The 20,857-nt window shown below is 71.2% G+C and carries 21 protein-coding genes; 10 read left to right on the top strand and 11 right to left on the bottom strand.

Annotation, left to right across the window (positions count from 1 at the left end; translation table 11 throughout):
- Positions 1–17: 17 nt before the first annotated feature.
- The 11 genes from gcvT to rpmH all read right to left on the bottom strand — a co-directional run bounded on the left by gcvT (position 18) and on the right by rpmH (position 8,400).
- A complete protein-coding gene (gene gcvT, locus RB146_08015; protein ID MDQ7828926.1) occupies positions 18–1,148 on the bottom strand; it encodes a glycine cleavage system aminomethyltransferase GcvT in 1,131 nt (376 codons plus the stop codon).
- Positions 1,149–1,163: 15 nt separating this feature from the next.
- Positions 1,164–1,901 carry a phosphoribosyltransferase family protein gene (locus RB146_08010; GenBank protein MDQ7828925.1) on the bottom strand — a complete coding sequence of 246 codons (738 nt, stop codon included), beginning with the start codon at positions 1,899–1,901 and terminating at the stop codon, positions 1,164–1,166.
- Positions 1,902–2,030: 129 nt separating this feature from the next.
- Positions 2,031–2,534 carry a DUF4446 family protein gene (locus RB146_08005; protein MDQ7828924.1) on the bottom strand — a complete coding sequence of 168 codons (504 nt, stop codon included), beginning with the start codon at positions 2,532–2,534 and terminating at the stop codon, positions 2,031–2,033.
- Between the two features lie 50 nt (positions 2,535–2,584).
- Complete coding sequence (locus tag RB146_08000; GenBank protein MDQ7828923.1) at positions 2,585–3,172, bottom strand: HDIG domain-containing protein; 588 nt, start codon at positions 3,170–3,172, stop codon at positions 2,585–2,587.
- A gap of 19 nt (positions 3,173–3,191) precedes the next feature.
- Complete coding sequence (locus RB146_07995; GenBank protein MDQ7828922.1) at positions 3,192–4,139, bottom strand: ParB/RepB/Spo0J family partition protein; 948 nt, start codon at positions 4,137–4,139, stop codon at positions 3,192–3,194.
- Positions 4,102–4,893, bottom strand: coding sequence for an AAA family ATPase (locus RB146_07990; protein ID MDQ7828921.1), 792 nt, complete (start codon positions 4,891–4,893; stop codon positions 4,102–4,104). The genes RB146_07995 and RB146_07990 overlap by 38 nt, the downstream gene beginning before the upstream one ends.
- A gap of 79 nt (positions 4,894–4,972) precedes the next feature.
- Complete coding sequence (gene rsmG, locus RB146_07985) at positions 4,973–5,611, bottom strand: 16S rRNA (guanine(527)-N(7))-methyltransferase RsmG (protein ID MDQ7828920.1); 639 nt, start codon at positions 5,609–5,611, stop codon at positions 4,973–4,975.
- A gap of 115 nt (positions 5,612–5,726) precedes the next feature.
- Positions 5,727–6,767: an RNA-binding cell elongation regulator Jag/EloR gene (gene jag, locus RB146_07980; protein ID MDQ7828919.1), complete on the bottom strand. Its 1,041-nt coding sequence runs from the start codon at positions 6,765–6,767 to the stop codon at positions 5,727–5,729.
- Positions 6,768–6,828: 61 nt separating this feature from the next.
- A complete protein-coding gene (locus tag RB146_07975) occupies positions 6,829–7,518 on the bottom strand; it encodes a YidC/Oxa1 family membrane protein insertase (protein ID MDQ7828918.1) in 690 nt (229 codons plus the stop codon).
- A 9-nt stretch (positions 7,519–7,527) separates the two neighbouring features.
- Positions 7,528–7,749, bottom strand: a complete 222-nt coding sequence (gene yidD / locus RB146_07970; protein ID MDQ7828917.1) for a membrane protein insertion efficiency factor YidD — start codon at positions 7,747–7,749, stop codon at positions 7,528–7,530.
- 513 nt (positions 7,750–8,262) lie between these two features.
- Positions 8,263–8,400, bottom strand: coding sequence for a 50S ribosomal protein L34 (gene rpmH, locus RB146_07965; GenBank protein MDQ7828916.1), 138 nt, complete (start codon positions 8,398–8,400; stop codon positions 8,263–8,265).
- A gap of 484 nt (positions 8,401–8,884) precedes the next feature.
- Between rpmH and RB146_07960 the strand changes: the two genes are divergently transcribed.
- From RB146_07960 to RB146_07915, 10 genes are all read left to right on the top strand, one after another.
- Positions 8,885–9,682 carry an ATP-binding protein gene (locus RB146_07960; GenBank protein MDQ7828915.1) on the top strand — a complete coding sequence of 266 codons (798 nt, stop codon included), beginning with the start codon at positions 8,885–8,887 and terminating at the stop codon, positions 9,680–9,682.
- Positions 9,683–9,772: 90 nt separating this feature from the next.
- Positions 9,773–11,122, top strand: a complete 1,350-nt coding sequence (dnaA, locus tag RB146_07955; protein MDQ7828914.1) for a chromosomal replication initiator protein DnaA — start codon at positions 9,773–9,775, stop codon at positions 11,120–11,122.
- Between the two features lie 211 nt (positions 11,123–11,333).
- On the top strand, positions 11,334–12,443 hold the full coding sequence (dnaN, locus tag RB146_07950; protein MDQ7828913.1) for a DNA polymerase III subunit beta: 1,110 nt from the start codon (positions 11,334–11,336) through the stop codon (positions 12,441–12,443).
- Positions 12,440–13,558: a DNA replication and repair protein RecF gene (recF, locus tag RB146_07945; protein MDQ7828912.1), complete on the top strand. Its 1,119-nt coding sequence runs from the start codon at positions 12,440–12,442 to the stop codon at positions 13,556–13,558. The genes dnaN and recF overlap by 4 nt, the downstream gene beginning before the upstream one ends.
- The gene (locus RB146_07940; GenBank protein MDQ7828911.1) at positions 13,531–13,821 is read left to right on the top strand and encodes a DUF721 domain-containing protein; all 291 of its coding nucleotides are present in this window, start codon (positions 13,531–13,533) and stop codon (positions 13,819–13,821) included. The genes recF and RB146_07940 overlap by 28 nt, the downstream gene beginning before the upstream one ends.
- A 250-nt stretch (positions 13,822–14,071) precedes the next feature.
- Positions 14,072–15,988: a DNA topoisomerase (ATP-hydrolyzing) subunit B gene (gene gyrB, locus RB146_07935; GenBank protein ID MDQ7828910.1), complete on the top strand. Its 1,917-nt coding sequence runs from the start codon at positions 14,072–14,074 to the stop codon at positions 15,986–15,988.
- 145 nt (positions 15,989–16,133) lie between these two features.
- On the top strand, positions 16,134–18,575 hold the full coding sequence (gyrA, locus tag RB146_07930) for a DNA gyrase subunit A (GenBank protein MDQ7828909.1): 2,442 nt from the start codon (positions 16,134–16,136) through the stop codon (positions 18,573–18,575).
- Between the two features lie 5 nt (positions 18,576–18,580).
- Complete coding sequence (locus RB146_07925) at positions 18,581–19,315, top strand: site-2 protease family protein (protein MDQ7828908.1); 735 nt, start codon at positions 18,581–18,583, stop codon at positions 19,313–19,315.
- 21 nt (positions 19,316–19,336) lie between these two features.
- Positions 19,337–20,176, top strand: a complete 840-nt coding sequence (locus RB146_07920) for a GNAT family N-acetyltransferase (GenBank protein ID MDQ7828907.1) — start codon at positions 19,337–19,339, stop codon at positions 20,174–20,176.
- A gap of 45 nt (positions 20,177–20,221) precedes the next feature.
- Positions 20,222–20,857 (top strand): alanyl-tRNA editing protein (locus tag RB146_07915; GenBank protein MDQ7828906.1); only part of this gene is annotated, 636 nt, incomplete at its 3' end.

The following is a 20,857-nucleotide window of genomic DNA, read 5'->3' as shown; positions in this document are numbered from 1 at the left end:
CGCCCACCTCGTCGCCGTCAGCGCCCCGCGGCGACCGGCCGCTCTGCCTTCGGGCGCCGGTAGAAGGGGAGGCGGGTGACCTCCCCCGGCACGGGGCGGCCGCGGATCTCCACGGCCAGCGGGGTCCCCGGCTCCGCGTGGACCACGGCGACGTAGCCCAGGCCGATGCTGCGCTGCAGCGTCGGGCTGAAGGTCCCGCTGGTCACGCGCCCGACCGTAGCGCCGTCCCGCAGGATGGGGAAGCCGTGCCTGGCGATGGCGCGCTCCGCCAGGGTGAAGCCGACGAGCCGGCGCTCCACCCCCCGCTCCCGCTGCGCCAGCAGCGCCGCCCGCCCGATGAAGTCTCCCTTCTCCCACCTCACCGTCCACCCCAGCGGCGCCTCGAGCGGCGTCGTCGTCTCGTCGATGTCGCTGCCGTAGAGCATGAAACCCGCCTCCAGCCGCAGCGTGTCGCGCGCTCCCAATCCGGCCGGCTGCAGCCCGAGGGGCTGGCCGGCGGCGAGGAGGGCCTCCCACACCGGGGGCGCGTCCTCCCAGGCCGGGCCGATCTCGAACCCGTCCTCGCCGGTGTAGCCGGTGCGGGAGAGGAAGGCCGGCCGGTCGGCCACCGTCGTGCGCGGCACCGCGTCGAAGGGACGCAGGCGCGCGAGCGGGGCCGGCGTCAGCTGGCTCAGGATAACCTCGGCGGCCGGTCCCTGCAGGGCCAGCAGGGCCATCTCCGACGAGACGTCGCGGACGACCGCCTGATCGCCGTGGTCGGCCACCCAGGCCAGGTCCTTGGCCGTGGTGGCGGCGTTCACGACGAGGAGGTAGCGCTCCTCGCCCACGCGGAAGGCGGTGAGGTCGTCCAGGATGCCGCCGTGCGGTGCACACATAGGAGAGTACAGGCCCTGCCCGACCCGCAGCCGCCCGACGTCGTTGGTGAGCAGGCGCTGGAGCGTCTCCAGGGCGCCCGGCCCCTCGACCAGGATCTCGCCCATGTGGGAGACGTCGAAGAGCCCCGCCCGCGAGCGGACCGCCAGGTGCTCCTCCATGATCCCCCGGTACTGCACCGGCATCTCCCACCCGGCGAAGGGTACCATCCGCGCCCCGAGCGCCAGGTGCGCGGCGTGGAGAGGCGTCCGCCGCAGCGTGGTCGCTTCACCCACGATTCAGTCCCTCACTCATGCCCCGCCCTCCCCTGGCCGATGCTGCCCGCCCTCCCCCTCCCGGCGCTCCCCGTCCTCCCGGCCGGGCGCCGCGCCCCGCGCCGGCCCCGGACCTGCGGCACCGGCGGAGCGCCCCAGCGCCTCCAGGACCTCCTCGTCGGTCGTCTGGGTGAAGTCCTCGTAGAACTGGCCCACCGCGTAGAAGGTCGGCGGGGTCTCCAGGACGACCACCCGATCGGCCTCCCGTTCCAGCCGCTGCACGCCGTCCGGCGGACCGACCGGGATGGCGATCACCGTCTGAGCGGGCCGCATCGCCCGAACGGCCCGTGCTGCTGCGATCATCGTAGCACCGGTGGCGATGCCGTCGTCGACCAGGATCACCGTGTGCGCGGCCATGGAGGGGTAGTCCTCCCGTCCCCGGTACAGGAAGAGGCGGCGGCGGATCTCCTCACGCTGGCGGCGGACCTCCTCGGCGACATAGGCGTCGTCCACCCCCAGCAGGTGGAGGAGCGTCTGGTCCAGGTACACCGAGCCGTCGTGGGCCACCGCCCCGATGGCCAGCTCGGGGTTGTCGGGCGCGCGCAACTTGCGCGGGACGATGACGTCGAGGGGAGCGGCGAGGGCTGCGGCGACCGCCGCCCCGACAATCACGCCGCCCCGGGGAATGGCCAGGACCACCGGATCAGCCAGGTCGAGGCCCCTCAGGGCTTCCCCCAGCCGCTCACCGGCCTCGCGTCGGTCGCGGAAGAGCACGGGCGGCGCTCCGCTACCTCACCCCGGGCGGGTCAACGGCCGGACACCCGAGGCCGAACCCGCATCGGTGTCCGATGGGCGCGCCCCGGCCGCCGACGCCGCGCCGCAGCCGGCGGCTCCGGGATCCCCTCAGACTGACGGGGTGCCGAGCGCCCGAGCGACCGCCTCCGCCTCCTCCTCTGACAGGGGGAGGGTGGGGCGCCCACCGACGACCGCCTTCGCATAGCCCCGGCTTCCGTCCCGACCGTTCAGGACGCTCACCACCACGCCGGTACGCCGCCGGTCGAGCAGCGCCAGGCTGAAGCTCATCTGCCCGCCAAGGTCCTGAAAGGCATCGTAGCGGACCATGCCGACGTGTTGCACAGTACGGTCGAGGGCGTCGCGCACTTCGCGGACCTGGTCGGCCAGGTCCGCGAGGCGTCGCTCGACCGCCATGAGGCGATCTGCCGTCCCGCGGTCGTCGGGAGCAGGCCGGGGTGCCAGGCGGAGCTGCCGTCGAAGCAGCACCACGAGAAAGAGCGCCGTCACCGCCAGCACGGTAGCGAGGGCGACCAGGGCGATGCTGAGGACGATCGGGTCGATGCGGACGGCCATGTGGAGTGCCGGACCGTGGGGACCGGGATCGCGGCTCACCTTCCACAGCCAGGAGGCGATCTCCTCCGCCGCCTCGGCGTGGAATCCGCCTAACCGGACCCCGGTGGGACCGATGCCTCGCCGGCGAGGCCCAGCGCCGGCGCCTCTGCCTGGAGGGCCTCCAGCACCACCTGGATGTGCTTCTCAAACGGCACCCCGAGCTCAGCAGCGCCCCGCCTGAGCTCTTCGCGATTCACCCCGCGCGCGAAGGCCTTCTCCTTGAGTTTCTTCAAGACCGCCGGGACGTCCACCTCGGCGATGGTCCGTCCCGGGCGGGAGAGGGCGACGGCGATCAGGAACCCCACGAGCTCGTCACAGGCGAAGAGCGCCTTCTCCATGGGTGTTTCCCTGGTCACGCCCGTATAGTCGGCGTGGGCCAGGACAGCCCGGACGACCTCCGGAGGGGCACCGGCCGCCTGGAGGGCCTCCGCCCCGCGGTAGGGGTGGCCCGCTTCCTGGGAGGGATGGCGCTCGTAGTCGAGGTCGTGGAGGAGCCCGGCCAGCCCCCAGAGGTCAGGGTCACCGCCCAACCGCCGGGCGTAGGCGCGCATGGCCGCCTCCACCCCCAGCAGGTGGCGCCTGAGCGCCGGACTTTGGACCCACCGGCAGAGGAGCTCCCAGGCCTCCTCGCGGGTCACGGCCCGGCCCAGGGCGGCCTCACCCGAGAGGGGTAGAGGCTACCGGCGTGGGGGCGACCGGAGGAGGGGCCGAATCCGGCCTGGATGCGGCCTCGGCAGCCTGCTGGAGCAGGGCGACCAGCCGGTCCAGGTCCTCCAAGCTGTAGAAGGCGATGGCAATGCGCCCCCCGCGCCGCCCGCCCGTGATGGTGACCCGGGTCTTGAACCGGGCGGTCAACTCCTCCTCCACCGCCTGGAGGTCCAGATTGTGCGGTCGACCACGCCGGCGGGGCCCTGCACCCCACCGCCTGACCAGGCGCTCGGCCTGCCTCACCGTGAGGTTGCGCCGCTGCACCTCCCGGGCCGCCGCCACGATCGCCTCCTCGTCGGCCAGACCGAGCAAGGCCCTGCCGTGTCCCTCGGTCAGCCGACCCTGCTCCAGGGCGTGCTGGACCTCCGGGGGGAGGTGGAGGAGCCGCAGCGTGTTGGCCACACTGGAGGGGCTGCGGTGGAGACGGGCGGCGATCTGTTCTTGCGTCAGGCCGAACTCCTGGTGGAGACGCCGGTAGGCGCGCGCGCGCTCGAGCGGCGAGAGGTCCTCCCGCAGGAGGTTCTCGATCAGGGCCACCTCGAGGGCTTCCTGATCGGACAGGCGCCGCACCACGGCCGGGAGGACGGCCAGGCCGGCCGCCACCGCCGCCCGCCACCGTCGTTCGCCTGCCACCAGCTCGTAGCCGTCCTCCACAGGCCGCACCACCACGGGCTGGATGACGCCGCGCTCGCGGACGGATGCGATCAGGTCGGCCAGATCCTCGGCCGCGACGGGGCCCCTGGGCTGGAAGGGACCGGGACGGATGTCGCTGATGGCAATCTCCCGCACCGCGCCCTCGTCGAGCGCCTCCCGGCCCAGCAGCGCGCTCAACCCACGCCCGAGCGCTCGACGCCGGTGCTCAGCCGACGTGCTCGATGACCCCAACCGGTCGTCCACGGGTCATGACCTCCTTGGCCAGCTCGGCATACGCCTCCGCGCCGCGCGAGCCGGGATCGTACAGGGCGATGGGGAGGCCATGGCTGGGAGCCTCCGCCAATCGCACACTCCTGGGAATAATCGTCCGGTAGACCCGTTCTTTGAAGAACCCGCGGACTTCGTCTGCGACCTGATCGGAGAGCCTGGTCCGGCTGTCGTACATCGTCAGGAGGACACCGGTGACCTCCAGCTGCGAGTTCAGGTGGCGGCGGACGAGGCCGATGGAGTCCAGGAGCTGACTCAGCCCCTCGAGGGCGTAGTACTCGCACTGGATAGGGATCAGCACTTCCTGCGCCGCCGTCAGCGCGTTGATCGTCAACAGGCCGAGCGAAGGCGGGCAGTCGAGCAGGATGACGTCGTAGGCCTCGCGCAGCGCACCCAGGGCCTCCCGCAGCCGGGTCTCCCGGGAGAGCATGGGGACCAGTTCGACCTCGGCTCCGGCCAGGTGGATGTTCGAGGGGACCAGGAAGACGCCCGGCACGGCGGTCGGGACGATCACCTGCTCCAGCGAGGTTCCCTCGATGAGGACGTGGTAGATGGAAGCGCGCGCGGGAGGCTTGGGGACGCCCAGCCCGCTCGTGGCATTGGCCTGGGGGTCGAGGTCTACGACGAGTACCCGCAGACCCTCGAGGGCAAGCGCAGTCCCTAAGTTCACGGCGGTGGTGGATTTCCCCACCCCGCCTTTCTGGTTCACGATGGCGATAGTCCGATGCACGGTGCGACGAAAGGTGCCGTAAGGCTGCTGCGACCTCCTGGCTTCTTCGCCGGAGCTACCTCGCCTCCTCCCCCCGTTTTCACGTGAAAACGTCGCGACGCATCCGCTGAAAGCGACGGGGGAACCTCTCCGGCGTTCGAGCCACCTTGGTGACCACGACCACCCGCGAGACCGTCTCCAGGGCCGGAGGAGGCAACCAGACGGAGCCCAGGACCCCTCCAAGGGCAGCCAGGTGAGCGCCAGCAGAGGCCACCTCTTCGGCGGCTCTTGCGCCGGAGGAGAAGAGACCAGCACCTCCAACAGCCAGCAGCGGGAGGGCTAGCTCCAGGATGATTCGCAGGGGGGCGGCGGCACGGGAGACGACCACTCCATACCCCTCGCGGTGCTCCTGCTGCCGGGCGATGTCTTCGGCTCTTCCGTGGATGATCCGGACGGCAAGGCCGATCGCCTGAGTGGCCATCTCCAGGAACGCCACCTTCCGCCGGGAAGCCTCCAGAAGCGTGACGTCCAGGTCCGGACGGAGGACTGCCAGGGGGACCCCCGGGAAGCCGGCCCCGGTGCCGATGTCGATGACTCGGGCGCGAGGGGGAAAGGGGAACGCGGCCAGGCAGAAGAGCGACTCCACCACCAGGCACCGTGCGATCACCTCCAGGGCCCCATAGGCGGTCAGGCTGGCCCGGTCGCGCCACTCCAGCACGAGCCTGGCGTAGGCGAGCAGGCGTCCGAGCGCCTCAGGTGGGACTTCGAGGCGGAGAGCTCGAGCACCCTCGAGGATGAGTTCCCGGGGAGATTCGGAGGGGTGGGCCAGTCAGACCCCCTTGCGCCAGGCCCGGCTACTTCGACTGATCGTCTTCGGGCGACCGTCCCATCCTTCGGGCCAGCGCTTCGATCTCTGCCTCCAACTCCTCATCCGCGGGAAGCCCCTCCGGGCGGCGGCCCGGCGGGCCCTCCTTCTCCGTGCCGCGGGAGGGTGCGGCCCATGGTGGGACGACGGGGGCGCGGCCCATGCGAGGACCGTATCCCTGCCCATGTCGGTCAGCCCCAGGAGTCGCGCCTGGACGGGGAGGCCTCGGCCTGCGTCCCTGAGCTGTCCGCTCTCGATTCCCCGGCCACGTCCTCCGCCCGCGGTCAGAACGCTGTGGGGATCCTCCCTGCTCAGGGCGTCGCGTCCGCTCGCCGAAACGATATCGGGCGTTGAGGGGTTCCTGCTCGCCCACCTCCTCGGGCGGGCCCGCCTTTTCACGTGGAAGGACGACGACCCGCCGCCACTCCCCCTCGCCGCGGCTCACGGTCACCACCGCGGGATGGTCCTGCAACGCCATGTGCACGATCCGTCGCTCCCGGGCCTCCATGGGCTCCAGGGCGATCTCCCGCTGCTGTCGCACGACCCGCTCCGCCGTCCGCCGGGCCAGGGCTTCCAGGGCCGCCCGGCGCCGCTCCCGGTACCCCTGGACGTCCAGCTCCAACCGGATCAGCCGCCCCAGCCGCCGTGCGGCCATAACCCCCAGCAGGTGCTCGAGCGCGGAGAGCGTCTGCCCCCGTCTGCCGATGAGGCTTCCCAGCTGGTCCCCCTCCACGCGCACGCGCAGCACCCCGCCTTCCTCCTGGGCCTGCACGGCAGCCTCGGCCCCCATGTGCTCCAGGAGCCCCTCCAGAATCGTCGTCACGACCTCGTCCGCCCCGGGCTGCACCGTCACCCGGACGCGCGCCTCGCGCGCGCCGAGCCCGAGGACGCCACGGCTCCCTTCATCCAGCACATCCACCTGGACGCGATCCCTGGCGACACCCAGGTGGGCGATGGCCCGCTCGACCGCTTCTTCGACGGTCCGGCCGACCTCCTCAACCGTCCGCATTTCGTGCTGGGGGCTCTTCATGCGACGTCTCCTGTCGACCTCCGTTTCCGGTGCCCGCTGCTCTGCCGTACTGGCTACACCCCTAGGACCGCTTCTCCGCCGTCTTCGCAGCTCGTCGGGCGGGGGCGCGGGCCGAAGCCGAACGGCGAGGAGGACCGACCACCAGGAGGTATTCCCCAATGTACACCACCGTCGAGACGATCCAGTACAACGAGAGGCCCACGGGGAAGCTCAAGCTGAACCAGGCGAAGAGGATCGGCATGATGACGAACATGCGGGCCTGCTGCGGGTCGGTGATGCTCAGGCGTTGCTGGAGATAGGTCGTCACGCCCATGAGCACGGGGATGACCAGCAGGACGGGGTTGTCCGCAATGGCCGAGAGCGACGGACGGGAGTCCAGCGGAATCCCCAGGAAGGTCTGGGCGGCGAACAGCTCCTGCCGCTGCAAGACGCGGAAGAGCGCAATGAGGACGGGAAATTGGATGAACAGCGGTAGGCAACCGGTAAAGGGGTTGGCCCCGCTGCTCCGGTAGAGCTTCATGATCTCGAGGTTGGCCTGCTGGGGGTCGTCCTTGTACTTGCGGCGCAGGACCTCGATCTGAGGCATGAGGGCCTGCATGCGCTTCATGGAGTTCAGGCTCCACCGGGTCAGCGGGTGGAGGACCAGGCGGATCAGGACGGTCATGAGGACGACCGCCAGCCCCACACTGCCCGTCCAGGCGGTCAGGGCATGGATGACGGCCGCAAGGGCGTCTTCGATCGGTCGCAGCACCGGACTCTCCTATGGGACCGGGTCGTACCCCCCAGGATGGAAGGGGTGGCAACGCAGCAGCCTGCGGACCGCCAGCAAACTCCCCCGCCAGGGCCCGTGGCGCCCGACCGCCTCCAGGGCGTAGGAGGAGCAGCTGGGGTAGAACCGACAGCGCTTTCCCAGCAGCGGGGAGAGGACCACCTGATAGAGGCGGATGGCAGCTACCAGCATGGTCTGCACCAGCCGGGTCATCTGTACCGCCACCGGCCAGGGCTGTCCAGGGCCCCGCCCCGCGACCATCTCCGCCCCTCCTCCAGGACCCCTCATAGGTCGCGCTCTCCGGCTCCCGGTCTGGGATCCCGGTCGAACTCTTCCCTGGATGGCATCCCGCCGACCGCCAGCGCCCTGGCGACGGCCCTGACGAGCTCCGGGAACGGGGCCTCCAGCGCCTCCGGACGCGGAGCCAGGACGACATCGCCCCCGCCCACCAGCCGGGGACTGACCCGGAGGAATGCCTCCCGAACCCGTCGCCGGACCCGATTACGGGTCACCGCGCCTCCCACCCGCCGGTGCACCACGATGCCCAACCGGACCGGACCGGTGCCCGGACGCACGTACGCCGTGAGGAGGGGTGTAGACGCCCGGCGTCCCAGCCGGTAGACAGCCTGGAAGTCCTGTTGCGTGCTCAGGCGCCCCGTCGATCGTCCTGCCCGGCCCTGGCTCGCGGGAGCGGTCCCCTCAGATGGGCACAAGCTCAAAGCAAGCTCAAAGAGCGATGCGGCGGCGACCCTTGGCACGACGGCGCTTCAACACCCTGCGCCCCCCCGGAGTTCGCATCCGGGCCAGAAACCCGTGGACGCGCTGACGCCGCCGCCGTTTCGGTTGATAAGTCCGTTTGACCATACCACTCCGGTCGGGAAAGGGGGTAAAAGTCCCGCTTTCTTATACCACACCGCGCATCCGGGCTTCAATGAACAGTGCGGCAACGGGAATGGAGCGGGTGGACTGTGGACAATCTGTGGATAACACCGGGTTCTGTCCACAATCCGGCCGGGACCGTCCCATCAGCCGGCGCCCAGGCACCCATTACCCGGGTCTGTCGACCCCGCGATCCCATTCCTCTGCCCACAACCCCCCAGGTCTGTCCACAGCCTTGCCCACACCTGTGGACAAGTCCGCAAACGCCCGCGCAACCAAAGGGTTTCCTCCCCATCCGCCCCGCAGGAAGAGCGGATACCCCCGCCGAAACCCGCACTGCCCGGGACGGCGATATCCACATTTCCGGTGATCTTCAGCCTGCCGCATGGCTGGCATGAAAAGACCCGAACACAGACTCGAACACCGGCCGGGACAGTAGGAATTCCGACCATCCCAGAAAACATGCGTCATGTCGGTTGAGCCGACGACGATCCGTGATGCCCTCCGCCGGCTGCGGGAAGCAGCCAGGGGAGGCGCGGAGGATGCCGAGGTCGACCCCGAGGTCCGGCTGGCGGTGTACGACTCGCCGCTGGCCACGCCGCGGGTGATCTCGCTGACGGGCGGCGACCTCAAGGCCCTCATCGACGACCTGGCGACGACGACCTACACGCAGTCGCAGGCCCGCGGGGGCCGTATCCCTTTTGTGGTCATCCGGGAGATCGTGGAGAACCTCATCCATGCCTACTTCCACAACGCCGTGATCAGCATCCTCGACGACGGCAACACGATCCGCATCGCCGATCAAGGACCGGGTATCCGCGACAAGGAGCGGGCCCTCCTGCCGGGGTTTACCACCGCCTCCGCCGAGATGCGCCGCTACATCCGCGGCGTGGGCTCGGGCCTGCCCGTCGCCCGCGAGCAACTGACCTTCCTCGGCGGGACCCTGACGCTGGAGGACAACCTGGATGGCGGGACCGTTGTCACCCTCAGCCTGGCGCGCCCGGCCGCGCCCCCCGGCCCGCCGGCCGGGCGACGCCCGGACCCGGCAGAGCTCACGTCCCGGCAGAAGAAGATCCTCCTACTCATTGGCGAGCTGGGCGCGGCCGGACCGACCAGCATCGCCAAAGAGCTGGACATCAGCCACAGCACCGCCTACCGGGAACTCGTCGCCCTCGAGTCGCTCGGCCTCGTGCAGCACCGGGGCTCCGGGAAGCGCACGCTGACCGAGGACGGGATCGCCCACCTGGGAGCCATCTTCACGTCATGACCGACGTCATGCCCGCGAAGCCGGACGTCCCGGCACCTCGTGTGCCCCGACCGACCCGTGCCGATGTCACCTGCCTCGGAGGAGGACGCCATGGCCACCACCGACCCCGCCTCCGCGCAGTCGCTGTGGACTGCCGCGGTTTCCCGCATCGAAGGCCAGCTCGGCAAGCCCAGTTTCGAGGTCTTCGTGAAGACCATGCGCCCGCTGGGGGTCCGCGGCGATACGGTCACCTTTGCCGTCCCCAACCGGGCCGCCAAGGACTGGATCGAGTCCCGGTTCCTGGGGCTCATCCAGAGTGAGCTGCGGCGCATCGCCGGACGGCCTGTCACCGTCGAGCTGACGGTGAGCGAAGGCCCACCCCCGGCGCTCCCGTCCGCCGCCCGGGAGCCGGCCCCGGTGCGCACGATCGACGGCCTCGCCCTCTCCCCCAAGTACACCTTCGAGACCTTCGTCGTGGGCAGCGGTAACCGCTTCGCCCACGCCGCCGCCCGTGCGGTCGCCGAAGCGCCCGGACGCGCCTACAACCCCCTGTTCATCTACGGCGGCGTGGGCCTGGGGAAGACCCACCTCCTCCAGGCCATCGGTCATCACGTCGTCGACCACGAATCCCTGCACCGGGTGGCCTACGTCAGCAGCGAGAAGTTCACGAACGAACTCATCAACTCCATCCGCGACGACCGCATGATCGAGTTCCGCCACAAGTACCGCAACGTGGACGTGCTCCTCATCGACGACATCCAGTTCCTGGCGGGCAAGGAACGCACCCAGGAGGAGTTCTTCCACACCTTCAACACGCTGCACGAGGCCACCCGCCAGATCATCATAACGAGCGACAAGCCCCCGAAGGAGATCCCGACCCTGGAAGAGCGCCTGCGCTCGCGCTTCGAGTGGGGCCTCATCGCCGACATCCAGCCCCCCGACCTGGAGACCCGCATCGCCATCTTGCGCAAGAAGGCCGAGGTGGACGGCATCCACCTCCCGGACGAGGTAGCCGAGTTCATCGCCCAGCGGATTACCACGAACATCCGCGAGTTGGAGGGTGCGCTCGTCCGCGTCGTCGCCTACGCGACGCTCACGCGGTCGGCCATCACCAGCACCCTTGCCGAAGAGGTCCTGCGCGAACTCCTGCCCGCCTCCCGACCGTCGGCCGTCACCATCCAGGCCATCCAGCAAGCCGTCGCGGACTACTTCGGCATCCGACTCGAGGAGATGCGGGCCAAGCGCCGAACCAAGGCCGTAGCTTTCCCGCGCCAGGTCGCCATGTACCTGGCGCGAGAGCTGACCGACGCCTCACTCCCCAGGATCGGCGAGGCCTTCGGCGGGCGCGACCACACGACCGTCATGCACGCCTGCGACCGGGTCAAGCACGCATTGCAGCAGGACCCCCATCTGGCGGCCAGTCTCAAACGCCTGACGGAGCGCCTGCAGCACGGTGGATAACCCGGTGGGCAAGCTGGGGACGGCGCCTCGAGCTCTCCGAGCCCCCGTCCGTCCCCAGCCAACCCCACGAACCATCCCCACCCCACCCACAGGGGCGTTCACCCGGTCGGGCCGTTCAAAACCGGCCCGACCCCCTCTTATCCCCACCAACCACAACATCTATGATGATGACGAAGTTAAGTACTCTATAAGTTGAGAAGGGATAACGCATATGCACATCCTTAGTGAACAGGCTCACTTGCTGCGGGGAGTCCAAATCGTCAGCCGGGCGATCTCGGCCAGGACGACTATGCCGATCCTGGGCAACATTCTGCTCGAAACGGTCCCAGACGCTGTGAAGCTGGCGGCGACCGACTTGGAATTGGGAATCCAGACCACGGTTCCTGCAACGGTCCGCCGCCGCGGAGCCATCACGCTACCGGCCAGGCTGCTACAGGAGATTGTGAGCAATCTGCCTGAAGGGCGCGTCGAGCTCCGAGTCGAGGAAAACAGCACCCAGGCCGAGGTCCTGGCAGAGAACGTGACCTTCGAGATTCATGGGCTGCCGGCCGCGGACTTCCCGCTCATGCCCGAGGCCGATGCGCCATCGGTGGCGACGCTGGACAGCGGGCTCTTGCGCGCGATGATCCGGCAGACCATCTTCTCGGTTTCCACCGACGAGACGCGCCCGTTCCTCACCGGGGTCTACTTCGTCCTCGACGAAGGTGAAGTGCGACTCGTGGCCACGGATGGCGGGCGGCTGGCGCTGCGGACGGCACCGCTGGGGGGACCCCTCCGGCAGAAGCTGGCCGTCATCGTTCCGGCGAAGACCATGAACGAGCTGGCGCGCCTCTTGCCCTCAGCGGGCGGGGAGGTGGCGGTGGCCCTGGCCGACAGCCAGCTCGTCTTCACCCTGCCCGAGGTCCGACTGGTCTCGCGCCTGATCAGCGGGCAGTTCCCCAACTACCAGCAAGTCATCCCGCAGACGGCGAAGCAGCGTCTGCGCCTGTCCACCGAGCGCTTCCTGCGCGCCGTGCGGCGGGCCGCCATCACCGCCCGCGACTCCGCTAACGTGGTGCGTTTGAGCACGGAGGCGGGCACGTTGACGATCACGTCCAACACGCCCGAGGTGGGACGGGCGGTGGAGAAGGTGCCCGTGCAGGCTGAGGGCGAGCCGGTGCAGGTCGCGTTCAACGCCCGGTTCCTGCTGGACTGCCTGAGCATCCTCGAGACCGATGAGTTGGTCTTCGACCTGACCGGACCGCTGCAGCCGGGGGCGATCCGGCCCGTCAACCAGCCCGATTACGTCTACGTGCTGGCTCCGGTGCGGGTCTACACGTGAAGGTCCGCACGCTCACCCTGCGCCACTTTCGCAACTACCGGCAGGCGGACCTGGCCTTCGGAGAGGGGTTGCACCTGGTCTTCGGCGCCAACGCTCAAGGCAAGTCTAACCTGCTGGAGGCGCTGCATCTGGCCCTGACCGGCCGCTCGGCGCGGGCGGGGAGGGACGTGGACCTGATGACTTTTGGGGCGGAGGCGGCGCGGGTGCGGGTCGGGCTGGAGCGGGAGCGGGCGGGCCGACTGGAGGAGGTCGACCTCCTGCTCCTCCGCGAGGGGGAGCGGGCGCTCAGACGCCTGCGCGTGAACGGGGTCCCGGGCAGCCGCCGCGTGCTGTCGGGACGGGTGGGCAGCGTGCTGGCCGCGCCCGAGGACCTGGCGGTCGTGACCGGTCCCCCGGCCCTGCGCCGGCGTTTCCTCGACGCCGCGCTCGTCCAGCTCAGCCCCGCCTACCACGACCTGCTCGCCCGGTACCTCCGGGTGGTGGAGCAGCGCAACCGGCTCCTCCGGATGGGGCGCCTCGAGGGCGTGGAGCCCTGGGACGCCCAGCTCGTGGACCTGGGGGCGCGGCTGACGGCGCGCCGCCGTGCGTACGTGGAGCGACTGGCCCCGCGGGCCGCCGCCTGGTACGCGATGCTGGCCGGGCGGGAGGAACCCTTGCGCGTGGAGTACGCTCCGGCCTGGGCCGGGTCCGAGGAGGCGTTGCCCGGGGTGGCGGAGGCCGCTCTCCGCGCGGTGCGGCGGGCGGAGGCGGCCAGGCGCGTGACGCTCACCGGGCCCCACCGGGACGACCTCCGCCTGGCCGTGGCCGGGTGCGACCTGCGGACGTTCGGATCCCGGGGGCAGCAGCGCGCCGCGGCGCTCGCGCTGCGCGTCGCGGAGTACGAAGTGGCCCGGGAAGAGTGGGGGGAGGCGCCGATCCTCTTACTGGACGACGTGGTGGCCGAGCTGGACCCAACCCGGCGGGACCGCCTCCTGGGGGTGCTGGGGGAGGGTCAGGCCATCCTGGCGCTGACGACGGTGGGGGCGCGGGCGCTCGACCGCCCGGTCCGGCTCTACCAGGTCGAGGCGGGAACGGTCCGGGAGGTGGCATGCTTACCGCTCTTCGAGACCTCCTGACGACGACGGCGCGGGCGCTGGGGGTGGAGGGAGCCCTGCACCTGGCCCGGGTGTGCGAGGTGTGGGAGGACGTGGTCGGCCCGCTGGCCTCGGGGGCGGAGCCGGTGACGGTGCGCCGGGGCGTCCTGGAGGTGGCCTGCCGCCACCCCGCCGTCGCCCACGAGCTTCGCATGCGCCAGGGGGAGGTGCTGGAGGCGTTGCGCCGGCGGCTTCCGGGCGCGGCGCTCACCGCCCTCCGCCCCGTCGTCCGCCTGGGTCCGTAGGCGAAAATCCGCGCCCGGAGCGGGTTTGCGCGTTTGACCCCCGGGGAGTTCGCGTGCTATACTGACAATTGGTTCGACGGGGCCAGACGCCCGCAGGAATCGGCGTCGCCGCCGCAGATCCGCACGACGGGCGTGATGGGGCAAACGCCATCACGCCCGTTTTCTGGTGCGTGAGGTCCTGCCCGCCGCACATCTGGGGCGGCGGACCCTGCGGGCGCCCTGGCACGCAGACGAGGAGCCTGGAGACAACGTGGACGTGAACGCCGCCGCGACCTACGACGCCCAGGACATCCAGGTCCTCAAGGGCCTGGAAGGGGTGCGCAAGCGCCCCGCCATGTACATCGGGTCGACCGGCCCCGACGGGCTCCACCACCTCCTCTACGAAGTGGTGGACAACGCGGTGGACGAGGCCCTGGCGGGGTTCTGCACGCGCATCGAGGTCACCCTGCACGCCGACGGCAGCGCCAGCGTCCTCGACAACGGGCGAGGGATCCCGGTGGGGATCATCCCCGATGTGGGCCGGCCGGCCGTGGAGGTGGTCCTCACCACGCTGCACGCCGGCGGGAAGTTCGGCGGGGGCGGCTACAAGATCTCCGGCGGGCTGCACGGGGTGGGCGTCTCGGTGGTGAACGCCCTCTCCGAGTGGCTCGAGGTGGAGGTCTACCGGGAGGGGAAGACCTATCGGCAGCGCTTCCAGCGCGGCGAGCCGGTGAGCGGGCTGCACAGCAGCCCGGGGGCCCCACTGCCGAGCGGCACGCTGGTGCGCTTCAAGCCCGACCCCCAGGTGATGACCGCGCTGGAGTTCAACGCCGAGGTCATCCGCCGCCGCCTCGAGGACATCACCTACCTGAACGCGGGACTGGAGATCGTGCTGCGGGACGAGCGCACCGGTGCGACGGCCACCTTCAAGCACGCCGGGGGCATCCGCGAGCTCGTCCAGACCCTCAACCGCAACCGGGCCAAGCTGCACGACCCCATCTACAGCCGGCGCGAGCGCGACGGGACCGAGGTGGAGGTGGCGATCCAGTACAACGACTCCTACCTGGAGCACGTCCTCACCTACGTGAACACCATTCCGACCACCGAGGGCGGGACGCACCTGGTGGGCTTCCGGTCCGCCCTGACGCGCATGCTCAACGACTACCTGCGCCGCTCCGGACTGGTGAAGAACGGCGAGGTGACGCTGACGGGGGAGGACGTGCGCGAGGGCCTCACCGCGGTGGTGAGCCTGAAGCTGCCGGAGCCGCAGTTCGAGGGGCAGACGAAGACCAAGCTCGGCAACACCGAGGTCAAGCCGCTCGTCGAGTCCATCGTCGCCGAGACTCTCCAGGAGTACCTGGAGACCCACCCCACCGAGGCGCGGCGCATCCTCACCAAGGCCATCACCGCCGCGCGGGCGCGCGAGGCGGCCAAGCAGGCCCGCGAGCTGGTGCGCCGCAAGAACGCCCTGGACGTCTCCACCCTGCCGGGGAAGCTGGCCGACTGCGTGGAGCGCGACCCGGAGCGGGCCGAGCTCTTCATCGTCGAGGGGGAGTCGGCCGGCGGGTCGGCCAAGCAGGCCCGGGACCGGCACTTCCAGGCGATCCTGCCCATCCAGGGGAAGATCCTCAACGTCGAGAAGGCGCGGATGGACAAGATCCTCGGGCACGAGGAGATCCGCGCCATCGTCACCGCGCTGGGCACCGGGATCGGGGCGGACTTCGAGCTGGCCAAGGCCCGCTACGGCAAGACGATCCTCCTGGCCGACGCCGACGTCGACGGCAGCCACATCCGCACGCTCCTGCTCACCTTCTTCTACCGGTACATGCCGCAGCTCATCGAGCACGGGCGGGTGTTCATCGCCCAGCCGCCGCTCTACCGGGTCAAGGGCGGGAAGGAGGTCCGCTACGCCTACTCCGACGAGGAGCGGCAGGTGATCGTGCGGGAGTTCGAGGCGGCGGGGGCGAAGGTGGAGGTGCAGCGCTACAAGGGGCTCAGCGAGATGAACCCCGAGCAGCTGTGGGAGACGACCATGGACCCGCGCACGCGCACGCTCAAGCGCGTCGAGGTCTCGGAGGCGAAGGAGGCGGCCGACCGGCTCTTCGCCACCCTCATGGGCGAGGAGGTCGAGCCGCGCCGCCAGTTCATCGTGCAGTACGCCCGCGAGGTCCGGAACCTGGACATTTGAGCGCCCCCTGTTTCCGACCGAGGGTGCGGATCGACGCGCCGTCGGCCCGGCGCGGGCCCGTGGTCTGCTCCGGCTGCCGGGACGAGGTGGCGCCGCTGCGCGCCCCTGAGCGGGGAGACGTCGGCGCACCGGTGAGGGGAGAACCGTGGCCCTAGAGGAACGCATCATCGCCCGGGCGATCGAGGAGGAGATGAAGACCTCCTACCTCGACTACGCCATGTCCGTCATCGTCAGCCGGGCGCTGCCCGACGTGCGGGACGGGCTGAAGCCGGTGCAGCGCCGCATCCTCTACGGGATGCTGGAGCTGGGGTTGCGCCCCGACGCCCCCTACAAGAAGAGCGCCCGCATCGTCGGCGACGTCATGGGCCGCTACCACCCGCACGGGGACGCGCCGATCTACGAGGCGCTGGTGCGGATGGCGCAGGACTGGTCCTTCCGCTATCCGCTGGTGGACCCGCAGGGCAACTTCGGCTCCATCGACGGGGACCCCCCGGGGGCCCAGCGGTACACCGAGGCCCGCCTCAGCCGCCTGGCCATGGAGCTGCTGGCGGACATCGACAAGGAGACGGTGGACTTCGTCCCCAACTTCGACGAGTCGCTGCGCGAGCCGGTGGTCCTGCCGGCGCGCGTGCCCAACCTGCTCATGAACGGCGCCAGCGGCATCGCCGTCGGCATGGCCACGAACATCCCGCCCCACAACCTGGGCGAGGTCGTCGACGCCCTGGTGGCCCTCATCGACGACCCGGCGCTGCCCGACGCCGAGCTGCTGCGGTACGTGAAGGGGCCCGACTTCCCCACCGGCGGGGTCATCCTGGGCCGCGACGGCATCAAGGCCGCCTACACGACGGGCCGGGGGAGCATCACCGTGCGGGCCAAAGTGGAGATCGAGGAGCTGCGCGGCGGCAAGACGGCCGCCGTCATCACCGAGCTCCCCTTCATGGTGAACAAGGCCGCGCTCATCCAGCGCATCGCCGAGCTGGTCCGCTTGCGCAAGCTCAACGGCGTCACCGACCTGCGCGACGAGTCGGACCGGCGGGGGCTGCGCGTGGTCGTCGAGCTACGCCGCGACGTCAACCCGCAGATCGTGCGCAACCAGCTCTTCAAGCACACCCAGCTGCAGACGACCTTCGGCGCCATCCTCCTGGCCCTGGTGGACGGCGTGCCGCGCGTGCTGACGCTGCGGGAGCTGTTGGAGCACTACCTGGCGCACCGGCGCACGGTGGTCATCCGCCGCACCCGCCACGACCTGGCGCGGGCGGAGGCGCGCGCCCACATCCTGGAGGGGCTGCGCACCGCCCTGCGGCACCTGGACGCGGTCATCGCCCTCATCCGCAAGGCCCGGGACACCGCCGCAGCCCGCGACGGGCTGATGCAGACCTTCGGCCTCAGCCAGGCCCAGGCCGACGCCATCCTGGAGCTGCGGCTGCAGCGCCTGACCCGCCTGGAGCGGGAGAAGCTCGAGGAGGAGTACCGGCAGCTCCTCCAGGACATTGCCCGCTTCACCGAGATGCTGGCGGACGCCGACGCCCCGCGGCCCCGGCTGATCATGGCGGCCATCCGCCAGGAGCTGCTCGAGGTGAAGGAGCGCTACGCGGATGCGCGGCGCACGCGCATCCAGGCGCGCGAGGCGGAGGCGTTCGAGGCCGAGGACCTCATCCCCGACGTTGACGTCGTCATCACGCTGACGCGGAACAACTACATCAAGCGGCTGCCGCTGGAGACCTACCGGCTGCAGCGGCGCGGCGGCCGGGGGGTCGTGGGCGCCACGCCACGCGAGGAGGACGTCGTCGAGCACCTGGTGGTGACCACCACCCACGCCGTCCTCCTGATCTTCACCGACCGGGGCAAGGTCTACCGCCTGAAGGCCCATGAGGTGCCGGAGGGCGGGCGGGTGGCCCGCGGGGTGGCCCTGGTGAACCTCGTCACCATCGCCCCGGACGAGCGGGTGACGGCGCTCATCGCCCTGCGCTCCTTCGAGGAGGAGGGCGCCCTCTTCATGGCCACCGCACGCGGGCTGGTGAAGAAGACCGGGCTGATGGAGTTCATCCACACGCGGCGGGCCGGGATCTTCGCCATCACCTTCGAGGGGCCGGACGAGCTGGTGGGCGTGCGGCACATCCGGAAGGCCACCGAGGTAATCCTGGCCACCCGCCTGGGGCGGGCCCTGCGGTTCAAGGCCGACCTGGTGCGGGAGACGGGGCGGACCGCGCGCGGCGTGCGCGGCATCCGCCTCCGGCCGGATGACGCCGTCGTGGGGATCGCCGACGTCACCGAGGGGGAGGCGCTCCTCACCCTCACGGCGAACGGGTACGGCAAGCGCACGCGCTTCGGGCAGTACCCGCTGAAGGGGCGGGGCGGATTCGGCGTGGTGAACATCCGGCTCACCAAGCGCACAGGGCCGGTGGTGGCCGTGCGCGCCGTCGACGAGGAGGACGAGCTGTTGATCATCTCCGAGCGGGGCCAGGTGCTGCGCACCCCGGCCGCCTCGGTGCCGCTGGTGGGGCGGGCGGCGCAGGGGGTGCGCGTGAAGAAGCTGGACGAGGGCGACCGTCTGGCCGCGGTGGCGGTGATCTCGAAGGAGGCCTGAGCGCCGTGGAGCCGCGGCTGGCGCCGATGGGACGGAACGGAGACGGCCGTGCGGCGACGCCGCCGGGGCCCACGCTGGGCGCCTGGCTGCGGGCGCTGGGGGTGCTCTCGGCCACCGTGCTCGTCCACGAGGCGGCCCACGCGGTGGCGGCGCGCCGGGCGGGCGGGCGCGTCCAGGAGGTGGGCATCGGCTTCGGGCCGCGCCTGCTGGCGCGCGAGGTGGACGGGACCACGATCAGCCTCCGCCCCGTTCTCGTGGGTGGCTTCGCCGCCATCGACATCGAGCGCCTGCCGCCCCACCGGCGCATCCCCGTCCTGCTGGCCGGCCCGCTGGCCAACCTCCTGCTGGGCCTGCTCCTCCTCCCCCGCCGCATCAGCCCGGAGGTGCGGCGGGCCATGGCGGTGGAGCGCCGCCCCGGGGGCGCGCGGGGACCGCGCGTGCAGCTGGCGGGGATCGTCGGAGCGCTCGGGCTGCTGCTGCGCGCGGGGACGCCGGAGAGCCTGCGCGTGCTGGCCGCGCAGATCAACCTGAGCGTGGGACTGGCCAACCTCCTGCCGCTGGCGCCGCTGGACGGCGGGCACCTGGCGCTGGCGCAGATGGAGGCGCGAGGGGTCCCCGAGGTGGGCCGCCACCTCTTCCGCCACACCACCGCCGTCCTCTTCTTCTGGCTCCTCCTGCACATCTTCCTGAACGACCTCCGCCGCCTGCTGGGCCAGAGCGGATCGCCCTCGTCCTCCTGAGCCCCGGGCATCCGCAGGGCGATGCAGGTGCACAGTGGACCGCTGGTGCGGGGCGCGGTGGCCCTCGACCCGGGCACGGCCCTCCCACCCGAGTGGGACGCGTGGGCTGAAGAGCCGGCGCACCAGGTCGTCCTGACCGAGGACGACACGGTGGTCGGCGCCGTGCACGTGGCCCTGGTGAGCGCGGAGGAGGCGTGGCTCGAGGGGGTGCGCGTGCGGGCGGACCGCCAGGGCCAGGGCATCGGGCGGCGGCTTGTCGCCGAGGCGGAGGCGCTGGCGCGGCGCTACGGCGCCGGAGTGGCGCGCACGGCCGTCCCCGTCCATGAGTACGCGGCGCAGGCGGTGGCGGAGCGCGCCGGCTACCGGCCCGTCACCCGCGCGCAGGTCCGCGAGACCCGTCTCGGCGCCGGTCCCATCGATGTCCCCTACGATGCCCACGTGCGCCCGGCGCACCCCGAGGAGGCGGCGGCGATCGCGCGCCGCCTCCAGGGCGGCGAGACCCTGCGCGCGTGGGCGGGCCTGACCCCGCTGGGGTGGCGGTTCCGCACGCTGCTCGTCCCCATGGTGAAGGGGCTCGCCAGGGATGGCCGGGTCCTGCGCACCGGCGAGCCTGCGGGTCCCGTCGAGGGGGCGGCGCTCTTCGCCCTCCACCGCGACGCCGCCGTGGTCTGTCTCGTCGACGGTCCACCCTCGCACGTGGCGGCCATGCTCGGGGTGGTGGCCGAGCGCGCGCGGGCGCACCAGGTCCACCGCCTCGTCGTCTTCACGCCGGAAGGGCTCCCCCTGCCGCGCCTCGACGGGGAGTGGACGCCGCACCCCTGGTGTCCCGACGGCCTCCTCATCGTCAGCAAGGAGCTGTGAGGGGGGAGTCGCGAAACCTCTGCCTGCCGGGTCGGTGGTGGAGTCATGGGTGCGACGCTCCCCTTCGCCGCTCTCCGCTACCTCCACGATGCGTACGCGCGCGAGGAGACCACCCACGTGCGCGCCGTCGAGGGGGCGCGGGTCCAGCTGGCCTCCACGGTGCTCTTTCCGGGTGGGGGCGGGCAGCCGTCCGACCGCGGGTGGCTGCGCTGGGACGGCGGGGAGGCGGCGGTCGTGGGCCACGCGCATCCGGCGGTCGAGGGGGATCCGCCCTGGCATGCGGTGGCCGGCCCCGTGCCGCCGCCGGGCGCCACGGTGCAGGTCGTGGTGGACTGGGAGCACCGCTACGCGGTGATGCGCCACCACACCGCCCTCCACGTCCTCAGCGGGGTCGTCTACCATCTCTTTGGGGCCAGCGTGACCGGCGGCCAGATCTACCCGGACCGGGCGCGCATGGACTTCGCGCTGGTTGACCTGGACCGGGCGCGGGTCGAGGCGATCGAGCGCGAGGCCAACCGCATCATCACCGAAGGCCGCCCGGTGCGGGTGCGCTTCGTCTCGCGGGAGGCGTTCGCTCGGGAGGACCTGGTGCGGACGGCCCGCAACCTGGTGCCCGCGCACCTGGAGACGATCCGCGTCGTGGAGATCGAGGGGTTCGACGCCCAGGCCGACGGCGGGACC

This window comes from Armatimonadota bacterium (assembly GCA_031081585.1).
Taxonomy (GTDB): Bacteria; Sysuimicrobiota; Sysuimicrobiia; order Sysuimicrobiales; family Humicultoraceae; genus Geohabitans; species Geohabitans tengchongensis.
The sequence above is the reverse complement of the archived record's forward strand: the minus strand, read 5'-3'. Positions and strand labels throughout refer to the sequence as shown.